The following is a 15,685-nucleotide window of genomic DNA, read 5'->3' as shown; positions in this document are numbered from 1 at the left end:
AATTGTCATAAAACGATTAGCCGGAACTGGGCGATTGATACGTAACGAGGCCCGTCACCAGCGACTTTGGCCTGTGCCGGGTCGGTCACGGATCAAGGCGGCTGTATCCCATTTGATGCGCTAAATCGGGCAGTTCAGGATTCATTGCGTAGTAATCGCCGGGGAGGCTAAGCAGCTTTGTGAACGAACGTAACAACTCGCTACTGAACGGCATACCTCGTCAGGATAAGACCATATAAAACGACTCCATCATTATGATGCTTACACATGGATTATTCACCTGAAACTACGTAACGATTGCTCATCAGGAGTTCGCTACGCAGGCCAGTTTGTAGGGTAATGGATGGCCACACCCTTGACCTACATCAAGGCCATTTCTTAACCTATATCAAGCAGCCGAGGCTGTGGGTCGCTCTAGCTTTGTGGGGTCAAAACGAATTGACCATGACAAGCCAACAAAGCGATGAACAAGCCTGCCCACACTCCCTCACTCAACCCGCTCGTGCTGAAGAGTCGGGCTCTGGATACCTTTGAACGAGAGACTAGTCAACTGGTTGTCAGGCCGGAAAATGATACGGTGTCTGCGTTAGCCAACGCCTACGACACAGTGCGTTATGCGACTGAGCTGGAGATATTGGTCCGGGAATTACAGGCCGTGGGACGGACCACAGCCGCCTACCGAAGTCGGTTCTTAGTCAGGCAGGGGGGCCGGCTGATTCCCCTGCCCGTCGATCAGATCGCCTACTTTTTCAGCAAGCAGAAAATGACGTTCGCCAAAACCTGGGACAACCGTTTTCATAGCATCGACTACCACCTGGACGAGCTGGAGAAGATGATTGACCCCCGCTTGTTTTACCGGGCGAACCGACAGTTCATTATTAGTCCGAGGGCCGTTGAACGAATTAGACAGCAGGCGTATAATCGCCTTAACGTTGAGCTTAGACCCGCCAGTGAAGACGAGGTATTTATTAGCCGCGATAAAGCCGTTGACTTTCGGACCTGGATGGGAGAATGACGTCTAACGTGAACGAGAAAGGCCTATAACCCCTTCAATTTTTTTCATGTACGATCACACTATGCAAACACGAATCGTTCCTGTTGTAAAGGCTTTTATTGAGGGGAAACAGGGCGGTAATCCCGCTGGTATTGTCTTACAGGCCGACCAATTTGACTCCGCAACGAAACAGCTCATTGCCACGCAGGTCGGTCTTTCGGAAACGGCTTTTGTGTCGGCTTCATCGGTGGCCGACGTTAAGCTGGAATTTTTCACCCCGGCCCGTCAGATTGCTCAGTGTGGCCACGCGACTATTGCTACGTTCTCCTACCTCGCGCAGCAGGGTGTACTAACCAAAGGACGTAGTGTGATGGAAACGGTCGACGGTCCACGCGCTATTTCTTTAGAAGGAGACCAGGCCTTTATGCAGCAAACCGCCCCGACCTTTACCGCGCCGGAGCGTCTTCATCCCGAAGTTACGGTGTCGGCTATTTTGCGCTCCCTGGATTTGTCGGCCACCGATCTGATTGAGGGTCTGCTGCCCACGGTAGTAAATACCGGCAATTCGTTTTTAGTGGTTCCGCTACGGTCGGCTCAGGGCGTTAACCGGGTCGTACCGGATCTGGTCGCTATTGATCGGATAAGTTCGCAACTGGGGCTGGTTGGCTACTACGTCTTTTCGCCGGAGACCCAACTGCCTGGCCGCGACGCTGGTGCGCGCATGTTTGCGCCGTATTACGGTATTGCCGAAGAAGCCGCCACCGGGATGGCCGCTGGCCCGTTGGCCTGCTACCTGTATACGTTCCGGCTTCAACAGAAAGCAACGTTTGTGATCGAACAGGGACATCTGATGCAACCGCCGTCGCCGAGTGTGCTGACGGCCAGACTACAGCTCGACCAGGGTGACATTACCGGTCTGGACGTAGGTGGCCGGGCAGCGGTATCGCACTCCGTCGAGATTACGTTTTAAGCCCCAGTCCGCCAGGGCAACCGATAGTGGCGTTCACCTCCATAATTCAACTTTAGAACGATATGAAACGGAAAGAAGCAACGTATGTACCGCAGGAGAAACTGGTTGTTACGCACATAAGTGGCGACCTGGATGCTAATGACATCAACGATTGGCGGCTGGCCTTGACGCAGGTTTTCAACCAGCTTCCCGACGGCGCCCGGTTCAAGATTCTGGTCAATCTGCACGGGTTTAAAGCCGTTGATTTTGAATCGCACAAGCAGTTCAGGACCATTATTCCGCTCGCGCTGGCCAACTACGGGTGGTACATTGGTTATCTGCGGCTGTTCCCCGAAGCCGAAATCACGATCCGGTCCGAGCGGGGAATTCACTGCATAGCGGCTGCCCACGTACACCACGACGAAACGAAAATCACCAACTACGATACCAACTTCCGGATGCGTAACGAACGATTTTTTACGGACCCGCAAACGGCGAGAGCTTGGATTGACGGCATTGTTGTGCCCGACTAAAACGTAAACAAGTAGACCAGTTCCATGACCCGAATCAGCGTTCTCTTTTTAATCATGCTTGTATTCAACTCTGCCACAGCGCTGACCCAGCCATCGGCCAGTGATACGTCCCCAAAAACCGCCAGACAAGTGGTTGAAGGGTTTCTGAAATATGTTCGCTCGGGACTTCATCCCGAACAGGCCGGTGACTACATGGCCGATACGGTGTTGGCTCACCAGCTTACGGCCGAAAAGCCGACTACGGTTCGGCGTACGCCAGCCAATTATGCCGCCCACGTAACGGATTTTCTAACGCTATTCGGCGAGTTTAAGCTTGAGGTGACCGAACTGCTGGCGGATGGGGATAAAGTATATGTTCGGTGGAAACAAACTGGCAGGCACCTGGCCGAGGTTGACGGGTATGCGCCCACGGGCTTACCGCTTATTGAACTGACCTCGGTGGTGTACCGGATTGAGCAAGAAAAAATTGTGGAATACTGGCTGCAAACCGACCGTCTGGGGTTCGAGCAGCAGCTGAAGCAGCAGGCGATGTCGAAAAAGTGATCTTTATCTCCTCACCGGGAGCGGGGAGATACGTAGTAACTGCGGTGTGATTCAGCCTCAGTTCTTATCGAACTGAATTGCTACCCACTGCCGGTCGGCGGGGAGTTTGTGCGTGGCATTCCAGACAAACATGGCCTGTTCCAGTGCTGAACTCAGATTGCGTTTGGTTTGGGTACGCGCAATGTTCAGGCGACGCTCTACTTTCTCTTCGTAGATCAACTGGTTGGCGTTGGTATAAAAACGAACCATGCATTCGTTGCCTTTAGCGGGTGTTTCGATCACCCAATAGCCTTCACGGGCAACAATCGGTGCCTGTTTCTTTTGCGCCTGTGCCGCAAATGAAACCGTCGTGAACAGCAGGCACAGCAGGGCTAAACGGATAGAGGAAATGGTGTTCATAGCGTTTGTGTTTGATTGGGTCGATTACTGCATCAAAGGTAGAAACGCAACCTCTTGTCCGCTGGCAAAGTAGCTGGCCAGCAACCATTCGCTGTTATACGGCAGATAATTGACAATCAACGTCAAACGTCGTGGAAAACTGCCGTTCAGCGACGAATAAATGTCGTTTGTCGACAAACCCATCGGCTCATAGGCGAACCGGTTACGTTTGGCTATATTCGGGTACTGAATCAGCACGGCTATGCAACGTTTCAATAAAGAATTTGTCTTCTCGAACAAACTCCGTTACCGACTGGCCCGGCACGGGTTATTCTGGCTGGCATGGACGTTATTTTTCGCCGTTACGTATGCGTTCCTGCCAGCGGGCTATCTGATCAGGATGGGCACAGCACCCGCTTTGGCACTCCTGAAAGGCGTTGTTGTGGCGGCCATTGATGCTATGCTGTTTATGCCGGCTCACATGCTGTTAACCTACAGTATCATGTACTGGCTCATGCCCCGCTTTCTGTTCAAAGGACGTTACGGCTGGGTGATTGTGCATTTGCTGCTGATCATCGTTATGGCTGCGCTGTTTTCGGCAACCCTAACTGTGTTCGTTGTGGACCCGACCCGGGTTAGTATGGGTATTGTTCCCCATACGTCAGGAAACACGTTCTCATTTGCGATGATGGCGGGTATGCGTGGTGGAATTACCATCGGTGGCTTTGCCGCTGCGATTAGGCTAGTGAAGGTTTGGTACCTCAAACAAGAAGCTTACCGGCAAATTGAACGGGAGAAATTGCAGGCGGAATTGCAGTTGCTAAAATCCCAGATACACCCGCATTTTCTGTTTAATACGTTGAACAACCTGTATGCCTTTACGCTCCGCAAATCCGATCAGTCGCCAGCCGTTGTTCTGAAGCTGTCGGAGCTGCTGAGTTACATGTTGTACGATTGCAATGCGCCGGAGGTATCGCTCGAAAAAGAGATTACGTTCATGCAGAATTACATTGGTCTGGAGCAACTGCGCTACGGCGATCGGCTGGATATGTCGGTTACGATTTCGGGCGACTATCAGGACAAACTGATTGCGCCTTTGCTGTTGGTCCCATTTCTGGAAAACGCGTTTAAACACGGAACGAGTGAACAGCTCGAACAAGCCTGGATGCACCTCGACTTGTGGGTTCAGGACGACAGGCTAAAGTTTAAACTGATCAACAGCCGGGAGGTAACAAGCCATGATGATACGTACGTTGGTGGCATTGGCCTGCAGAATGTGAAAAAACGACTGGAACTGCTTTACCCCAATCGGTATAACCTGCGCATCAAGGCCGAAGATGAGACGTTCATGGTTACGTTAACGCTGATATTACTCCCTGCGAAAATCGATAATCTGGTTTCCACCCCTCAATTGACCGAGGCTGTTTAACTTTCGTTACGTTATGCATCTACGCTGCCTGCTTGTTGATGATGAACCGCCCGCGCTGGAGGTGATTGAGTCGTATATTGATATGGTCGACGGACTGGAGGTTGTGGGTAAATGCCCTAATGCGGTTCAGGCGTTTAGCCAGTTGCAGGAAACGCCGGTGGATCTGATGTTTCTGGACATCAAAATGCCGAAGCTGCTGGGTACCGATTTCCTGCGCAGTCTGCGTCAGCCACCCAAAGTTATTTTCACGACGGCCTATCGCGATTATGCCGTAGATGGTTACGAACTCGATGTGGTTGACTACCTGCTGAAGCCTATCTCGTTCGAGCGGTTTTTGCGGGCGGTTTCCAAAGTGATGAAGGCCGAGCCGATTTCGATAGGTGGAAACCAGTTCGGTTCGTTACCGACTCCGCCGGTTGAGAAGTCGACTGTGCAGCCTGCCGCAAACACGTTTCTGTATTTCCGGGCCGAACGAAAGATGGTCAAGGTGTTTACCCGCGATATTCTCTACGTGGAAAGCCTGAAAGATTACGTCAAAATTGTTACCACAGCGACGAAGCCACTGCTGGTCAAGCAAAGCATCAGCTCGCTGGAAGCGATGTTGCCCGAGGCTGATTTTGTGCGTATTCACCGGTCGTTCATTGTGGCGGTCGATAAAGTAATGGCATATACCCTAACGCATGTAGACATTGCCGATCAGGAGCTGCCCATCGGTCGCTTGTACCACAAAGACGTTGGACGACTTCTGAAAGTAAGTATGGAGTAGTGCAGCATTGGTCTGCCCAGCTTGAGCCGACTGATTCATTACAAAACGGGTATTATTGGTATGGATAGCAGCAAAAGAAATAGAGGGAGATAATTCCGTGTGCTCCTGTGTCAACGTGATTTAACTACCCTGGCCGCAACTGGCCCAAACCGGAAACCGGTGGGGTTACTTTGTACTGTGTTCGGCATCTGTAACGGCCTGTAACCACTTGACGATGCCTTTTTCGGTATTCGGCAGTATGTACGTGTGGGTCATACCACTTCCGGGGACTAGGTTGACCCGTACCTGTACGAAATGCACTGAGAACGAATACATCGAGTCCTTTTCCTGTTGCGGTCGGTCAGCCAGATTTCTTACGACTGGGGTTTAAGTATCCGCAGCATTTCACCCGATTCTTCAAACAAAAGATGGGAGTTTCACCCAATGAATACAGAGGGCTGAATTAAAGAACGGGCTCGTAAACAAGCATGTCGGGAAACTCACTAGCCCGCCCATTAAACACGTCTGGTGGAAAAGTAAAGCCCTGCTGGTTCAGACGTATTGGACCTGACTGGAAGTCAGCCGGATTGTTGACTTTGCTAGTACGTCTTAAACGAACCCCAACACCTGCTACACGTTGGGGTTTCACTTATTCGGTTTCTACGTAGTTCAGGTCTTTGCTAAAGGTTTCTTCCATGAAGCGTAGGGCGATGAGTGCTAGCGCTACGGTCAGTAAGCCAACGCCCAAGGCACTGTACAGAACGCCAACCTGCGCTTTCCCCAGCACAAACAGCGAGGTTAGGGGAATGACGGCTCCCCGCACAAAGTTCGGAACTGTGGTGGCCACGGTTGCCCGAAGGTTGGTGCCGAACAGCTCGGCCGCGATGGTCACGAATAGGGCCCAGTAGCCATTGGCAAAACCCAGGAAGACGCAGACGAGGTAGAACGTATCGATGTCGCGCAGGGGAGCCAACAGATAGACGAGGATGAAAACCAGCGACAATAGAATAAAGCTGCCGATGGCCTTCTTGCGGCTTTGAATCCGCTGACTTAGCAAGCCACTGGCTACGTCGCCAAACACCTGACCCGTAAACGACAGCATAACGGCTTTGCCCGCTACAACCGGAGCGGAAAGCCCCATCGCCTGCCCGAATTCGGGAGAGAACGTAATGAGGATGCCAACTACGAACCAGATAGGCAATCCCACCAAAATGCATTGCAGGTATTTTAGAAAGCGGGTTCGGTTGGAAAACAGCATGATCAGATCCCCACGTTTTACCTGCCGTTCTTTCACGGTTTCGAAAATGCGCGATTCAAACACGTTGACACGTAGTAACAGGAGTAACAAACCCAATCCTCCGCCGATAAAGTATGCGTTACGCCACTCGAACAGATCGGCCACAAAATAGGCCATAATCGCGCCCAATACCCCCATTGTGGCGACGATGGTGGTACCGTAGCCGCGAATTTTCTTTGGTAATACTTCGGTTACTAACGTAACACCGGCACCCAGTTCGCCCGCCAGACCAACCCCGGCCACAAAGCGCAGGATAGCGTACTGGTTCAGTGACGTAATGAGACCGTTGCCAATATTGGCCAGGGAATAAATCAGGATAGAGCCGAACAGGACCGACAGTCGCCCACGCTTGTCGCCCAGTACACCCCAGAAAATGCCGCCGACCAGCATACCGGCCATCTGCATATTCAGGAGCATGATGCCGTCGGGCAGCAGTCGATCTGGGACGGTGCCTAAGGCTTTCAGGCTGGGTACCCGCACGACGCTGAACAGAAAGAGGTCGTACATATCCACCAGATAGCCCAAAGCCGCTACCAGTACGGGAAGTTGCAGTAATTGTTGGGCAAGACTACGTTGCTCCGTTTGCGGTTGTTCGACCATTTTGTTCGACGCGAAAGAAAAGGTTGTAAGGTTAGATTGATCGGCAGGCGAGTCACTACGTATGATTTACACTTGCTGAGGTACAGTATAAGGAGCGCGGTACTTGCGGGTCAGCATGGCGTTGGCCTCCGAATCACTGATGAATTCTTCCTTTTTAGGATCGAACTTCAGCGTGCGGCCCAGACGATATGCAATGTTGCCCAGGTGCGCAATGCCGGATGCCAGATGCGCCGTTTCGACCGGACCATTCAGCTTCGATTTGTCCCGTGCCCGCACCGCTTCGATAAAGTTCAGGTAGTGATCGCCACCGGCGTGGCCGGCTGGTCCGGGTGTTCGTTCTCGGCCCAGAAAGGTTTTGTAATCATTGTAGCCATTGACGACCATGTACCCCTTATCGCCGTAGAAGAAGTTGCCAATCTCAACGCCATCTTCCCGGTTGGTCATCCACGGGCGAACTTCAAACTGAATCACTTTTCCTTCCTTCGGGTAATTATAGGTCGACATCAGGGTTTCGGGCGTTTCCTTACTGTCTTTCCAGAGGTACTTACCGCCGGCCGAGGTAATCTCTTCGGGCAGGCCTACGTCCAGTCCCCACATGCACAAATCCGTTTCGTGGATGCCCTGATTGCCGATGTCGCCGTTACCGTAATCCCAGAACCAGTGCCAGTTGTAGTGCACGTAGTTTTTGCTGAACTGACGAGTTTGGGCTGGTCCTTGCCAGAGATCCCAGTTTAACCCGTCGGGTACGGGTGATGGCCCCTGATTGCCAATGTCGGCGCGCCATTTATACACGATACCCCGGGCCATATACACCTTGCCGATCAACCCGTCGCGCAGGTGCTTGATGGCTTCCTGAATGGCCGTCGAGCTGCGAAGCTGTACGCCATGCTGTACGATTCGCTTGTATTTGGTGGCCGCTTCCACCAGCTTGCGCCCTTCGCGAAGATTATGCGAACCGGGCTTCTCAACGTACACATCTTTCCCCGCCTGACACGCCCAGATAGCCGCCAGCGAATGCCAGTGATTCGGCGTGGCGATACTAACCGCGTCGATGTTTTTATCGTCGTACACCTGGCGGAGATCTTCCATCGTCTGCACTTTCCGTCCGTATTTTGTCTCGAACTCGCCCGCCCGCTTTGCCAGGATGATCTTATCCACATCACATAACGTAGCGACCTCTACATTGGGCAGCTTCGAGAAACCGGATATGTGATCGGTGCCGCGTCCATTGACGCCAATTACAGCTACGCGGATGCGGTCATTCGAGCCAAAGGCGTGGGCCGGAATGATGGTGGGCATACCGAGCACCGCTAGGGAGCCGGTGGCCGCGGTTTTAAGGAATTTCCTGCGGGAATCTGATTGAGCGTTCATACGGGGTCATGGGGTTTAGGGACTGATGCATCAGGTATAGAAAAGGGTATTTTGCACGGGCTATACTTACAGTCTGGGTAGAGTTAAACCCCCGTCAATCATAATGACCTGCCCCGTTGAGTAGGGGAAGTTACCACGGGCGAGCGAGGCTACCGCTTTTCCCACGTCATCGGGATATCCCCAGCGCTTCTGCACACAGAGGCCGTCGTCGATCAGTTTGTCGTATTTGCTGGTCACGCCAGCGGTCATGTCGGTGCGGATGATACCCGGACGTACCTCATATACCGGAATGTCGTATTCTCCCAGCCGGGTTGCAAACAGTTGCGTAGCCATACTTAGCCCCGCCTTCGCTACGCAATATTCTCCACGGTTAACGGAGGCTACGGTGGCGGAAATAGACGATACGTTGATAATGCAGCCGGTAAAGTCCTGCTGTCCTGTCTTTTGCTGAATCATCCAGTTGGCAGCCGCCTGGGTCAGAAAATAAGCGCCTTGCAGGTTGGTGGTCAATACGTGCTGAAAGCTTTCTTCGGTGGCTTCCAGAATGTCACGCCGTTCCTTGGGAGCTACTCCCGCATTATTGACCAGGACGTTCAATCGCCCGAAATGCGAATGAATCTTATCCAGCATAGCAAGCCTGGCTTCTGTCGACGCTACGTCGCCGGGGCAGTAGATAACGTCAGCGCCCAGGGTCCGCAAGCCATCGAGGGCCTCCCGGGCAGCTTCTTCCGGACGAACCCCATTGATAGCCAGATCAAACCCCGCGTTCGCCAGGTGCTGGGCAATGCCATACCCAATTCCCCGGCTGCCACCGGTTACGAAAGCTACCTTCTTCGGTTGGTTCGGGCTCATTCCGTTACGTTGTCCTCAGTCATGGGCTACACTTTAACCGCTTTCAGCTGTTCGGCTTCCGGCATCTTCTTGTAATGCGGGTCCAGGGGATAACAGCCCGAAACCATACCGTGACGGGGGGCCGTGGTGCAGTCCGAAAACGTACGGCATAGCATGTTACGCACGAGAGGTCGACCGGCAGTCATATCAGCGGGCATAGTCGGGTAGGAGAGTACCATCCGGCCGAAGCCAATGCTGTCGGCCAGGCCGGTTCGCAATACGTACTGCGCTACGTTCGGCAACCATTCCTGTAGGTAGGAATACCCCGACCCGATGATGACCAACTCAGGAAAGGCCTTCTTGAGCTCATACGTTACGTCGAGGTGGCGTTTCACGCCCTTGAATGGCTCTTCGGGGGGCAGGTACCCATCGGAAGGGGGAAACAGGGCCGGCCGCGTCAGGTGGGGATTGTAATACGGACTACCCGCCGTAATGCAGACCAACTGAATACCCAGCGATTGCACTAATTCAAGCATCGCTTTGGTTTCGGTCAGGTCGATGCCCAATCCATTGGATTGCCCACCAAATGCAAACGGGTATTGATCTGCAGACTCAGGGATGCCGACATCGTCGGGGCCTTTTTTGAAGGGAAGGAAATCAAACGCACTGAGACGGATGCCCATTTCTAAGCCCGGCGCTGCCTGCCGGATACCGGCAACGATGCTGCGCAGATACCGGGTCCGGTTTTCAAAACTTCCGCCGTATTTACCCGGTCGGCTGACCGCGCTTAAAAACTCATGACCTAGGTAGCCGTGGCAATGCTTGACATCGACAAAATCAAACCCGGCTTTCTGCGCCAGTACGGCCGCTTTCACGTAATGCTCGATAATCTGATCAATTTCCTCATCGGTAAGCGTCGGATAGTCGGCCTCCATCCCGAAACGCTTATTCAGAAACGGGTGGCTGTACAGAATCTTTGATTCAAACGCTTTATGGCTATGCGGTTTGCAGAAACGGCCGGAATGTGTCAACTGCAAACCAATGACGAGGTCGTCGGTACGTCCGAACTGCTCGGTATGCTGGTCGAGAATTTGCTGATGCAGTTCGACGAAATCGGGGAACGTATCGTCGTTTAGTACCAGCTGATTCGGATTGGCCTTGCCCGAATGACAAACGGCTACGGCTTCGCATCCGAACAGCAGCTTAGCCCCACTGACCGCAAATTTGCGCCAGCGGTTACGGGTCAGCTCCGACGGATGCCCGTCGAGCGTGCCATCCCAGCCTTCCATCGGCAGAATGCACAGGCTATTGCCGATGACCTTGCCCGATTTGAGCGGGATAGGCCGATTGAACGGGCTTTCGTCGGGTGGTAACAGCGTTTCGTCAAACGGTAACTCAACACCGCTGGCCTCCAGATACGATTGAAAATCAGCCGCTGTCTTTAACTGAGCGACGCGGGAATACTTCGGTTTATTTTTCGCACTCATGGTTGCAGGCAGTTGAAGAAGGCGTAGTAAGGCTGGGCATTGACAATGCGCTGAAGGTACAGCGCCACTTCGCGGATGTGATAATCGCCCCACATGCTCGACTCGCCGTACGGAATGGTGCTGCCTTCCGGTACGTAGTCCCAGCCGTTCGGCCGGTGGTAAATCGAGTGTAATAGCAGGCCCTGGTGATTCGGATCGGTGCTCAGATACGGCTCGTCGAGCAGCGAATTCAGTACGGTCAGACCTGCCTGCCAATAGCGGTTACCGGCTTCCGTATCGCCTTTGTTAGTCAGGTAGTTGCCCAGTCGGAGCAAACCCTGGGCGCCAATGGCCGCTGCGGTGCTATCTACCGGTTCGTAGTCATTATACGGGTCGGCGGGCCGGTCGAGGTAATCGCCCAGTTTATGCAGGTTGGGGGCGCCGGTGTCCCAGTACGGAATGCCGTTGAGGGGCGTATGCTCAATATAAAAATCGCAGGTGGCACGGGCCGCTTTGAGCATGAACGTTTCGATGGCTTCGCGTCCGCCCAAAGGGCCAAGTTCACTGTCGTCGAGGGTAGCCAGGTATTCAAGTTCCTCAGGGAAGCCACACATAGCCCAGGCTAAGCCACGGGTCCAGGTCGTGAATCCGGAGTATCCCTGCTGCGAATTCGGACAGCGGTAGTTGCCATCTTTGACGTTAAATATGCATTCGTGGGCGGTGCGGCCCCACACGTCATACGTATCGCGGCCCTCTCCGTAAAATACAGAATAGTCGGCCGTGGCTTTCATGTGCAGGATAGCCCGTTCGAGTAAACTGATCTTTACATCACCTTCGGCCTGAAATACATGGCCCAGGCTGTGGCTAAGCACCAGTGCCCGGCACGAACGTATCGTATCGACAAACAGCGAATGAGGACCGTTAAATGAGTGAATGAACCCTGCGCTGGCAGAGGGACTGCTCTGGATAGATGTCCAGCGGCTGGCCTGAACCGCGCCCGATATTTTTAGGGCCAACTCATAAAAATTTCGCTCGGGTTCATTAAATGGCAACCTGCCTTCTACCATGAGTCGAAGCAGGTTGCCGTAGGTACTGACATTGTTGAAACCGTGGTCATGGACGCCAACGTGGCTGATGTGTGGAGCCATTACGTCGACGGTCTTCTTGCGACCCATGTCCAGAAAATACGCGTCGTCGGTAGCGTCGTATTGCAGAATGGCCGAGCCGTATTGAAAGCCCTGTGTCCACTCCGTCCAGCCGCGGGTAGTGTACGTTCCCTGAACCGTAAAAACAGGTGAACCTTTGTCTGTGTCGTATTGCTCGTCGATCAGGCGAATTTTTTGCCCGGAAAGCGCCCAGAACTTAGTTAGTTTCGCTGAAAAGTCGGTGGGTGTAAGATCGTTGTTAATCTGAATCATTCGCCGGTTAAAGAAGGAATCTACCGACTAAAGAACAACACCCCCATAAGTTACTAACTTATTACGTCGGCAGCGATCGGCTTTTCGTTGAAGACTGACGTACTGCTGACTTGATTTGCTGAGGCTAGTGCCTGCAACTGTTGGGTGAGGCCTTTGTACATACCGGGGTTAAAGGGAGCCATAAATTCCTTGATCGGGTTCGCCGTTCGGCGTGTTTTCAGGCCCATGTCGCGCATCAGTTCGTCGGCGTGGTGGAACGAGAACGGAATGATGCAGGTACCGGACGAGTGTCCGTGCGGCACCCGTTTTAACAGCCACTCCTGATGCTGAGCCAGTTCTGCCTTCATTACGTCGGGGTTGGGTAAGCGAAGCTGGTTTTTGAAATACTGGGCGGAGTAATGAGCCGCCAGCTCGGAGGTGAAGGGCGTAAACAAAGATGGATTATAGCCCACGAAGGCCAAATTCGGTACGTCGATCGGCAAGACGTTCCGGTAGAGCTGAAACCATCCTTTTGCGTTACGTAACTGACGGCTGACGGTCTGGCTGAAGAAGGGAACCGTTTGCCGGAAACCCGTTGCAAAAACAACCAGGTCGGCCGCTATTTTTTTGCCGGTTGTCAGCATAACGCCATCGGCCTCGAAGCGGCTAATCTCGCCTTTCTCCAGTTGGATTTCACCACTGGCGGCCCGTTCGTAGAAGTTATCGGACGTTAAGCCAATGGAGCAGTTGGCAATGCTGTCGAATGGTTTGTCGGGTAGCAGACCACTTTTTTTGAGTTTTAGCTGAGCGGCTACCAGCTTACCGATGCTTTTGACCAGTACGTTGGTTACTGGTTTGCCCAGCGGCCCGTGCAGAAACTTGTGGATACCGTACAGGAACCGATACGGAAACAGCGATTCGCCAAAGCGGTGCAGCAGCAGGTATTTGAAGTTGAGTCCCCAGAAAATACGGGGCATTTTCCACTTGGCTTCCCGATAAATGCAGACGGGTTTTTCGGATACGTTGCTGACCTGGGATAGAATATCGTGGGCGGATTTGGCAAAGCCTACCACCGCTACCTTCTGGGTTCTGGCGGCTTCGAGGTGCTCCTGCCGGAACTGAGTGCTGTGTAGTACCTGACCTTTGAACTGGTTCTGTCCCTGAATCTGCGGCATGTTGGGTTCGCTGAACACCCCGTTGCACACGACCAGAAAGTCAACCTGAATTTCCGTTGAGTGCCCATCTGCTGTGATGCAAAGTACCCAGCCACCGGTTCCCTGCTCGATCGGTTCCGCTTGTTCTACCTTCGTGTTGAAACGGATGTAGGGAAGGATACCAAACTGGTGGGCGTAGCCGGTGAGGTATTCCTGCACATGTTGTCCCGACGGCCACTCCGGATAGTGCTTGGGCATTGGGAAATCAGAGAACGTATACGTATCGCGCGTGTTCTGGGTCGTTACGTTGGGGTACCGGCGGGTCGAGGTCCAGACACCGCCCAACTCCGCTTCTTTTTCAAAGATGATGACGTCGAAGCCGTGCTCACGCATGGTTTTAGCGGTTACCAGACCGCTGACACCCGCACCAATAATACCGACCAGTTTTTTACGGTCAGGTCGGTTTGTAGAAGCCGGTTGGTGTGGGTCAGCGGTACGGTGCCGTTCGGGAAGCAGGGGAGAAGACGGTTTAACGGATGGAGTTGAGTGCTGGTTGAACTGGAGCGTTTTCATAGCTTTTGCGATGGTTAACTGATAGGACAAAGTTGGCAGATTGGGGAGGGGCATTTCCATACCAACTTGTTTGTATTTTTCGGCAGAAGGCTTAAAAAAAGCGACCCATAAATCGGGTCGCTTCTGCGAAAAACTGTAGCCAGCGAGTACGACTGCTTACTTCCAGGCGCTTTCGAACGCTGTCTGTATCCAGTTGATGTCGGATACGCTGCTCTTATTTTGGTTTGCTACAACGGCCACCTGCACATTCGCAGCCGAACAGTCGAAATCAACCAGCATGGTTGCCAGGCCACCGGATTTGCCGTTTGAATTCCAATTCGCTCCGCCGTATTTGTAGTAGTATTCGCCGTACTTACCTTTTCGCGAATCGTTGAAGCCTAAGGGGCGTGATTTGTACCCGGTTCGAATGGCATTCATCAAGGGTTGCGACACGATCTTGTAATCCCGGGCCGCCGATGTGATCTGCGCCAACTCGATGGCGTTTAAGTCAAATCCAACCGATCCCAGATTGCGGTTTTCGTTTAATACGCTGATGCTTACGCCACTGAAACCCATTACGTTGTTCGAGTAGTATAAGGTAGGTGAGTTATTGCCGGCATCAACGGCACCGATCTGATTCCAGTCTGATATACCAGCAGGTTTAAACACATCGTTGCGGACAAAATTCAGGAAAACAGTTGCCAGCTCCGTGTCCAGGTTCGTTTGGTTGGCTTCTTTGTTCTTCAGGGTCTGGGTGCTTAGTTTCAATACCTGTTTCCAGTAAACGTACGGCAGCAGGAGCCGACATAACGCAAAATTCATGTTGTTGTACTGGTACGAATCGTGCAGTGTGCTGTTGTCCGTCTGCACGGCAAGGATCATATCGGCCAGTGTAATGTTCAGATCGTCGGTGTCGCTCACCAGCCCCGAGTGGTGCGAGAGCAACTGCCGGAACGTAATGGTCTTGGATTTTGGCGAAGGCGTCATGAATGAGGGCAGATAGGACCGGATTGACGTATCGAGACTCACACCAGCGCGGTCCAGCATCCGGACCACAGCCAGTGTCGTAATGTATTTCGAGCAGCTGGCCACTTCCTGCCGGATCCAGGGCGAATGGGCGATGGCCTGCGATTCGAGGTAATCCACCGATTTACGGGCTACTCCCCCCCGTCCTTCGGCTGTTGCTACGCGCTTGCCGTTGACAAATATGGTATACGCATAACCGCTTACATTCTGTGCGTTCATGTAGGCGTCGATCTTTGTTTTCATAACTGCCGGATCAAAACCGTGGGCGCTGATATCGCCAATGTCACCCAGGCGAGCGCCACTGGTCGAGTCGAGGGGTTGCACATCAAGGGGTTTGTCGCAGCTTGTGGTCGTAAGCAGCAAACAGGCGGTTAAGGCTAGACCAGAAATAAACGTAAGGGAGCGTTTCATGGGGTTTGT

The 15,685-nt window shown here is 52.9% G+C and carries 16 protein-coding genes and 1 pseudogene; 7 read left to right on the top strand and 10 right to left on the bottom strand.

Features of this window, described 5'->3' with window-relative positions:
- Positions 1-85 precede the first annotated feature (85 nt).
- A complete protein-coding gene (locus ACYVBJ_RS03750) occupies positions 86-214 on the bottom strand; it encodes a hypothetical protein (protein ID WP_460980961.1) in 129 nt (42 codons plus the stop codon).
- Between the two features lie 249 nt (positions 215-463).
- Between ACYVBJ_RS03750 and ACYVBJ_RS03745 the strand changes: the two genes are divergently transcribed.
- From ACYVBJ_RS03745 to ACYVBJ_RS03730, 4 genes are all read left to right on the top strand, one after another.
- On the top strand, positions 464-1,015 hold the full coding sequence (locus ACYVBJ_RS03745) for a LytR/AlgR family response regulator transcription factor (protein ID WP_460980960.1): 552 nt from the start codon (positions 464-466) through the stop codon (positions 1,013-1,015).
- Between the two features lie 61 nt (positions 1,016-1,076).
- Entirely contained in the window at positions 1,077-1,964 is an 888-nt protein-coding gene (locus ACYVBJ_RS03740; protein WP_460980959.1) for a PhzF family phenazine biosynthesis protein, read from the top strand.
- A 62-nt stretch (positions 1,965-2,026) separates the two neighbouring features.
- A complete protein-coding gene (locus tag ACYVBJ_RS03735) occupies positions 2,027-2,476 on the top strand; it encodes a hypothetical protein (protein WP_460980958.1) in 450 nt (149 codons plus the stop codon).
- Between the two features lie 54 nt (positions 2,477-2,530).
- A complete protein-coding gene (locus ACYVBJ_RS03730; RefSeq protein ID WP_460980957.1) occupies positions 2,531-3,019 on the top strand; it encodes an ester cyclase in 489 nt (162 codons plus the stop codon).
- Positions 3,020-3,076: 57 nt separating this feature from the next.
- Here ACYVBJ_RS03730 and ACYVBJ_RS03725 read toward each other — a convergent pair whose 3' ends face one another.
- Together ACYVBJ_RS03725 and ACYVBJ_RS03720 are read right to left on the bottom strand one after the other, a co-directional pair.
- Positions 3,077-3,418 (bottom strand): hypothetical protein, encoded by a 342-nt coding sequence (locus tag ACYVBJ_RS03725; RefSeq protein ID WP_460980956.1) that lies wholly within the window; start codon positions 3,416-3,418, stop codon positions 3,077-3,079.
- A 24-nt stretch (positions 3,419-3,442) separates the two neighbouring features.
- The gene (locus ACYVBJ_RS03720; RefSeq protein ID WP_460980955.1) at positions 3,443-3,655 is read right to left on the bottom strand and encodes a hypothetical protein; all 213 of its coding nucleotides are present in this window, start codon (positions 3,653-3,655) and stop codon (positions 3,443-3,445) included.
- A 4-nt stretch (positions 3,656-3,659) separates the two neighbouring features.
- On the opposite strand from ACYVBJ_RS03720, the gene ACYVBJ_RS03715 reads away from it, so the two are divergent.
- From ACYVBJ_RS03715 to ACYVBJ_RS03705, 3 genes and pseudogenes are all read left to right on the top strand, one after another.
- Positions 3,660-4,826 (top strand): sensor histidine kinase, encoded by a 1,167-nt coding sequence (locus ACYVBJ_RS03715; protein WP_460980954.1) that lies wholly within the window; start codon positions 3,660-3,662, stop codon positions 4,824-4,826.
- A gap of 13 nt (positions 4,827-4,839) precedes the next feature.
- Positions 4,840-5,592, top strand: coding sequence for a LytR/AlgR family response regulator transcription factor (locus tag ACYVBJ_RS03710; RefSeq protein ID WP_460980953.1), 753 nt, complete (start codon positions 4,840-4,842; stop codon positions 5,590-5,592).
- A 333-nt stretch (positions 5,593-5,925) separates the two neighbouring features.
- Positions 5,926-6,038 (top strand): annotated as a pseudogene (locus ACYVBJ_RS03705) (helix-turn-helix domain-containing protein); the annotation flags it as partial.
- A 182-nt stretch (positions 6,039-6,220) separates the two neighbouring features.
- Here ACYVBJ_RS03705 and ACYVBJ_RS03700 read toward each other — a convergent pair.
- The 7 genes from ACYVBJ_RS03700 to ACYVBJ_RS03670 all read right to left on the bottom strand — a co-directional run bounded on the left by ACYVBJ_RS03700 (position 6,221) and on the right by ACYVBJ_RS03670 (position 15,676).
- Positions 6,221-7,468 (bottom strand): MFS transporter, encoded by a 1,248-nt coding sequence (locus tag ACYVBJ_RS03700; protein ID WP_460980952.1) that lies wholly within the window; start codon positions 7,466-7,468, stop codon positions 6,221-6,223.
- A 66-nt stretch (positions 7,469-7,534) separates the two neighbouring features.
- On the bottom strand, positions 7,535-8,839 hold the full coding sequence (locus tag ACYVBJ_RS03695) for a Gfo/Idh/MocA family oxidoreductase (protein WP_460980951.1): 1,305 nt from the start codon (positions 8,837-8,839) through the stop codon (positions 7,535-7,537).
- Between the two features lie 66 nt (positions 8,840-8,905).
- Positions 8,906-9,691, bottom strand: a complete 786-nt coding sequence (locus ACYVBJ_RS03690; protein ID WP_460980950.1) for a 3-ketoacyl-ACP reductase — start codon at positions 9,689-9,691, stop codon at positions 8,906-8,908.
- Between the two features lie 26 nt (positions 9,692-9,717).
- A complete protein-coding gene (locus tag ACYVBJ_RS03685) occupies positions 9,718-11,157 on the bottom strand; it encodes an oxidoreductase (RefSeq protein ID WP_460980949.1) in 1,440 nt (479 codons plus the stop codon).
- Entirely contained in the window at positions 11,154-12,554 is a 1,401-nt protein-coding gene (locus ACYVBJ_RS03680; RefSeq protein ID WP_460980948.1) for a glycosyl hydrolase, read from the bottom strand. Before ACYVBJ_RS03680 ends, ACYVBJ_RS03685 begins: the two co-directional genes overlap by 4 nt.
- Before the next feature lie 53 nt (positions 12,555-12,607).
- Positions 12,608-14,260, bottom strand: a complete 1,653-nt coding sequence (locus ACYVBJ_RS03675; protein WP_460980947.1) for a flavin-containing monooxygenase — start codon at positions 14,258-14,260, stop codon at positions 12,608-12,610.
- 156 nt (positions 14,261-14,416) lie between these two features.
- Entirely contained in the window at positions 14,417-15,676 is a 1,260-nt protein-coding gene (locus ACYVBJ_RS03670; RefSeq protein ID WP_460980946.1) for a serine hydrolase domain-containing protein, read from the bottom strand.
- Between the last annotated feature and the right edge of the window lie 9 nt (positions 15,677-15,685).

The organism is Spirosoma fluminis (assembly GCF_054778895.1).
The sequence above is the reverse complement of the archived record's forward strand: the minus strand, read 5'-3'. Positions and strand labels throughout refer to the sequence as shown.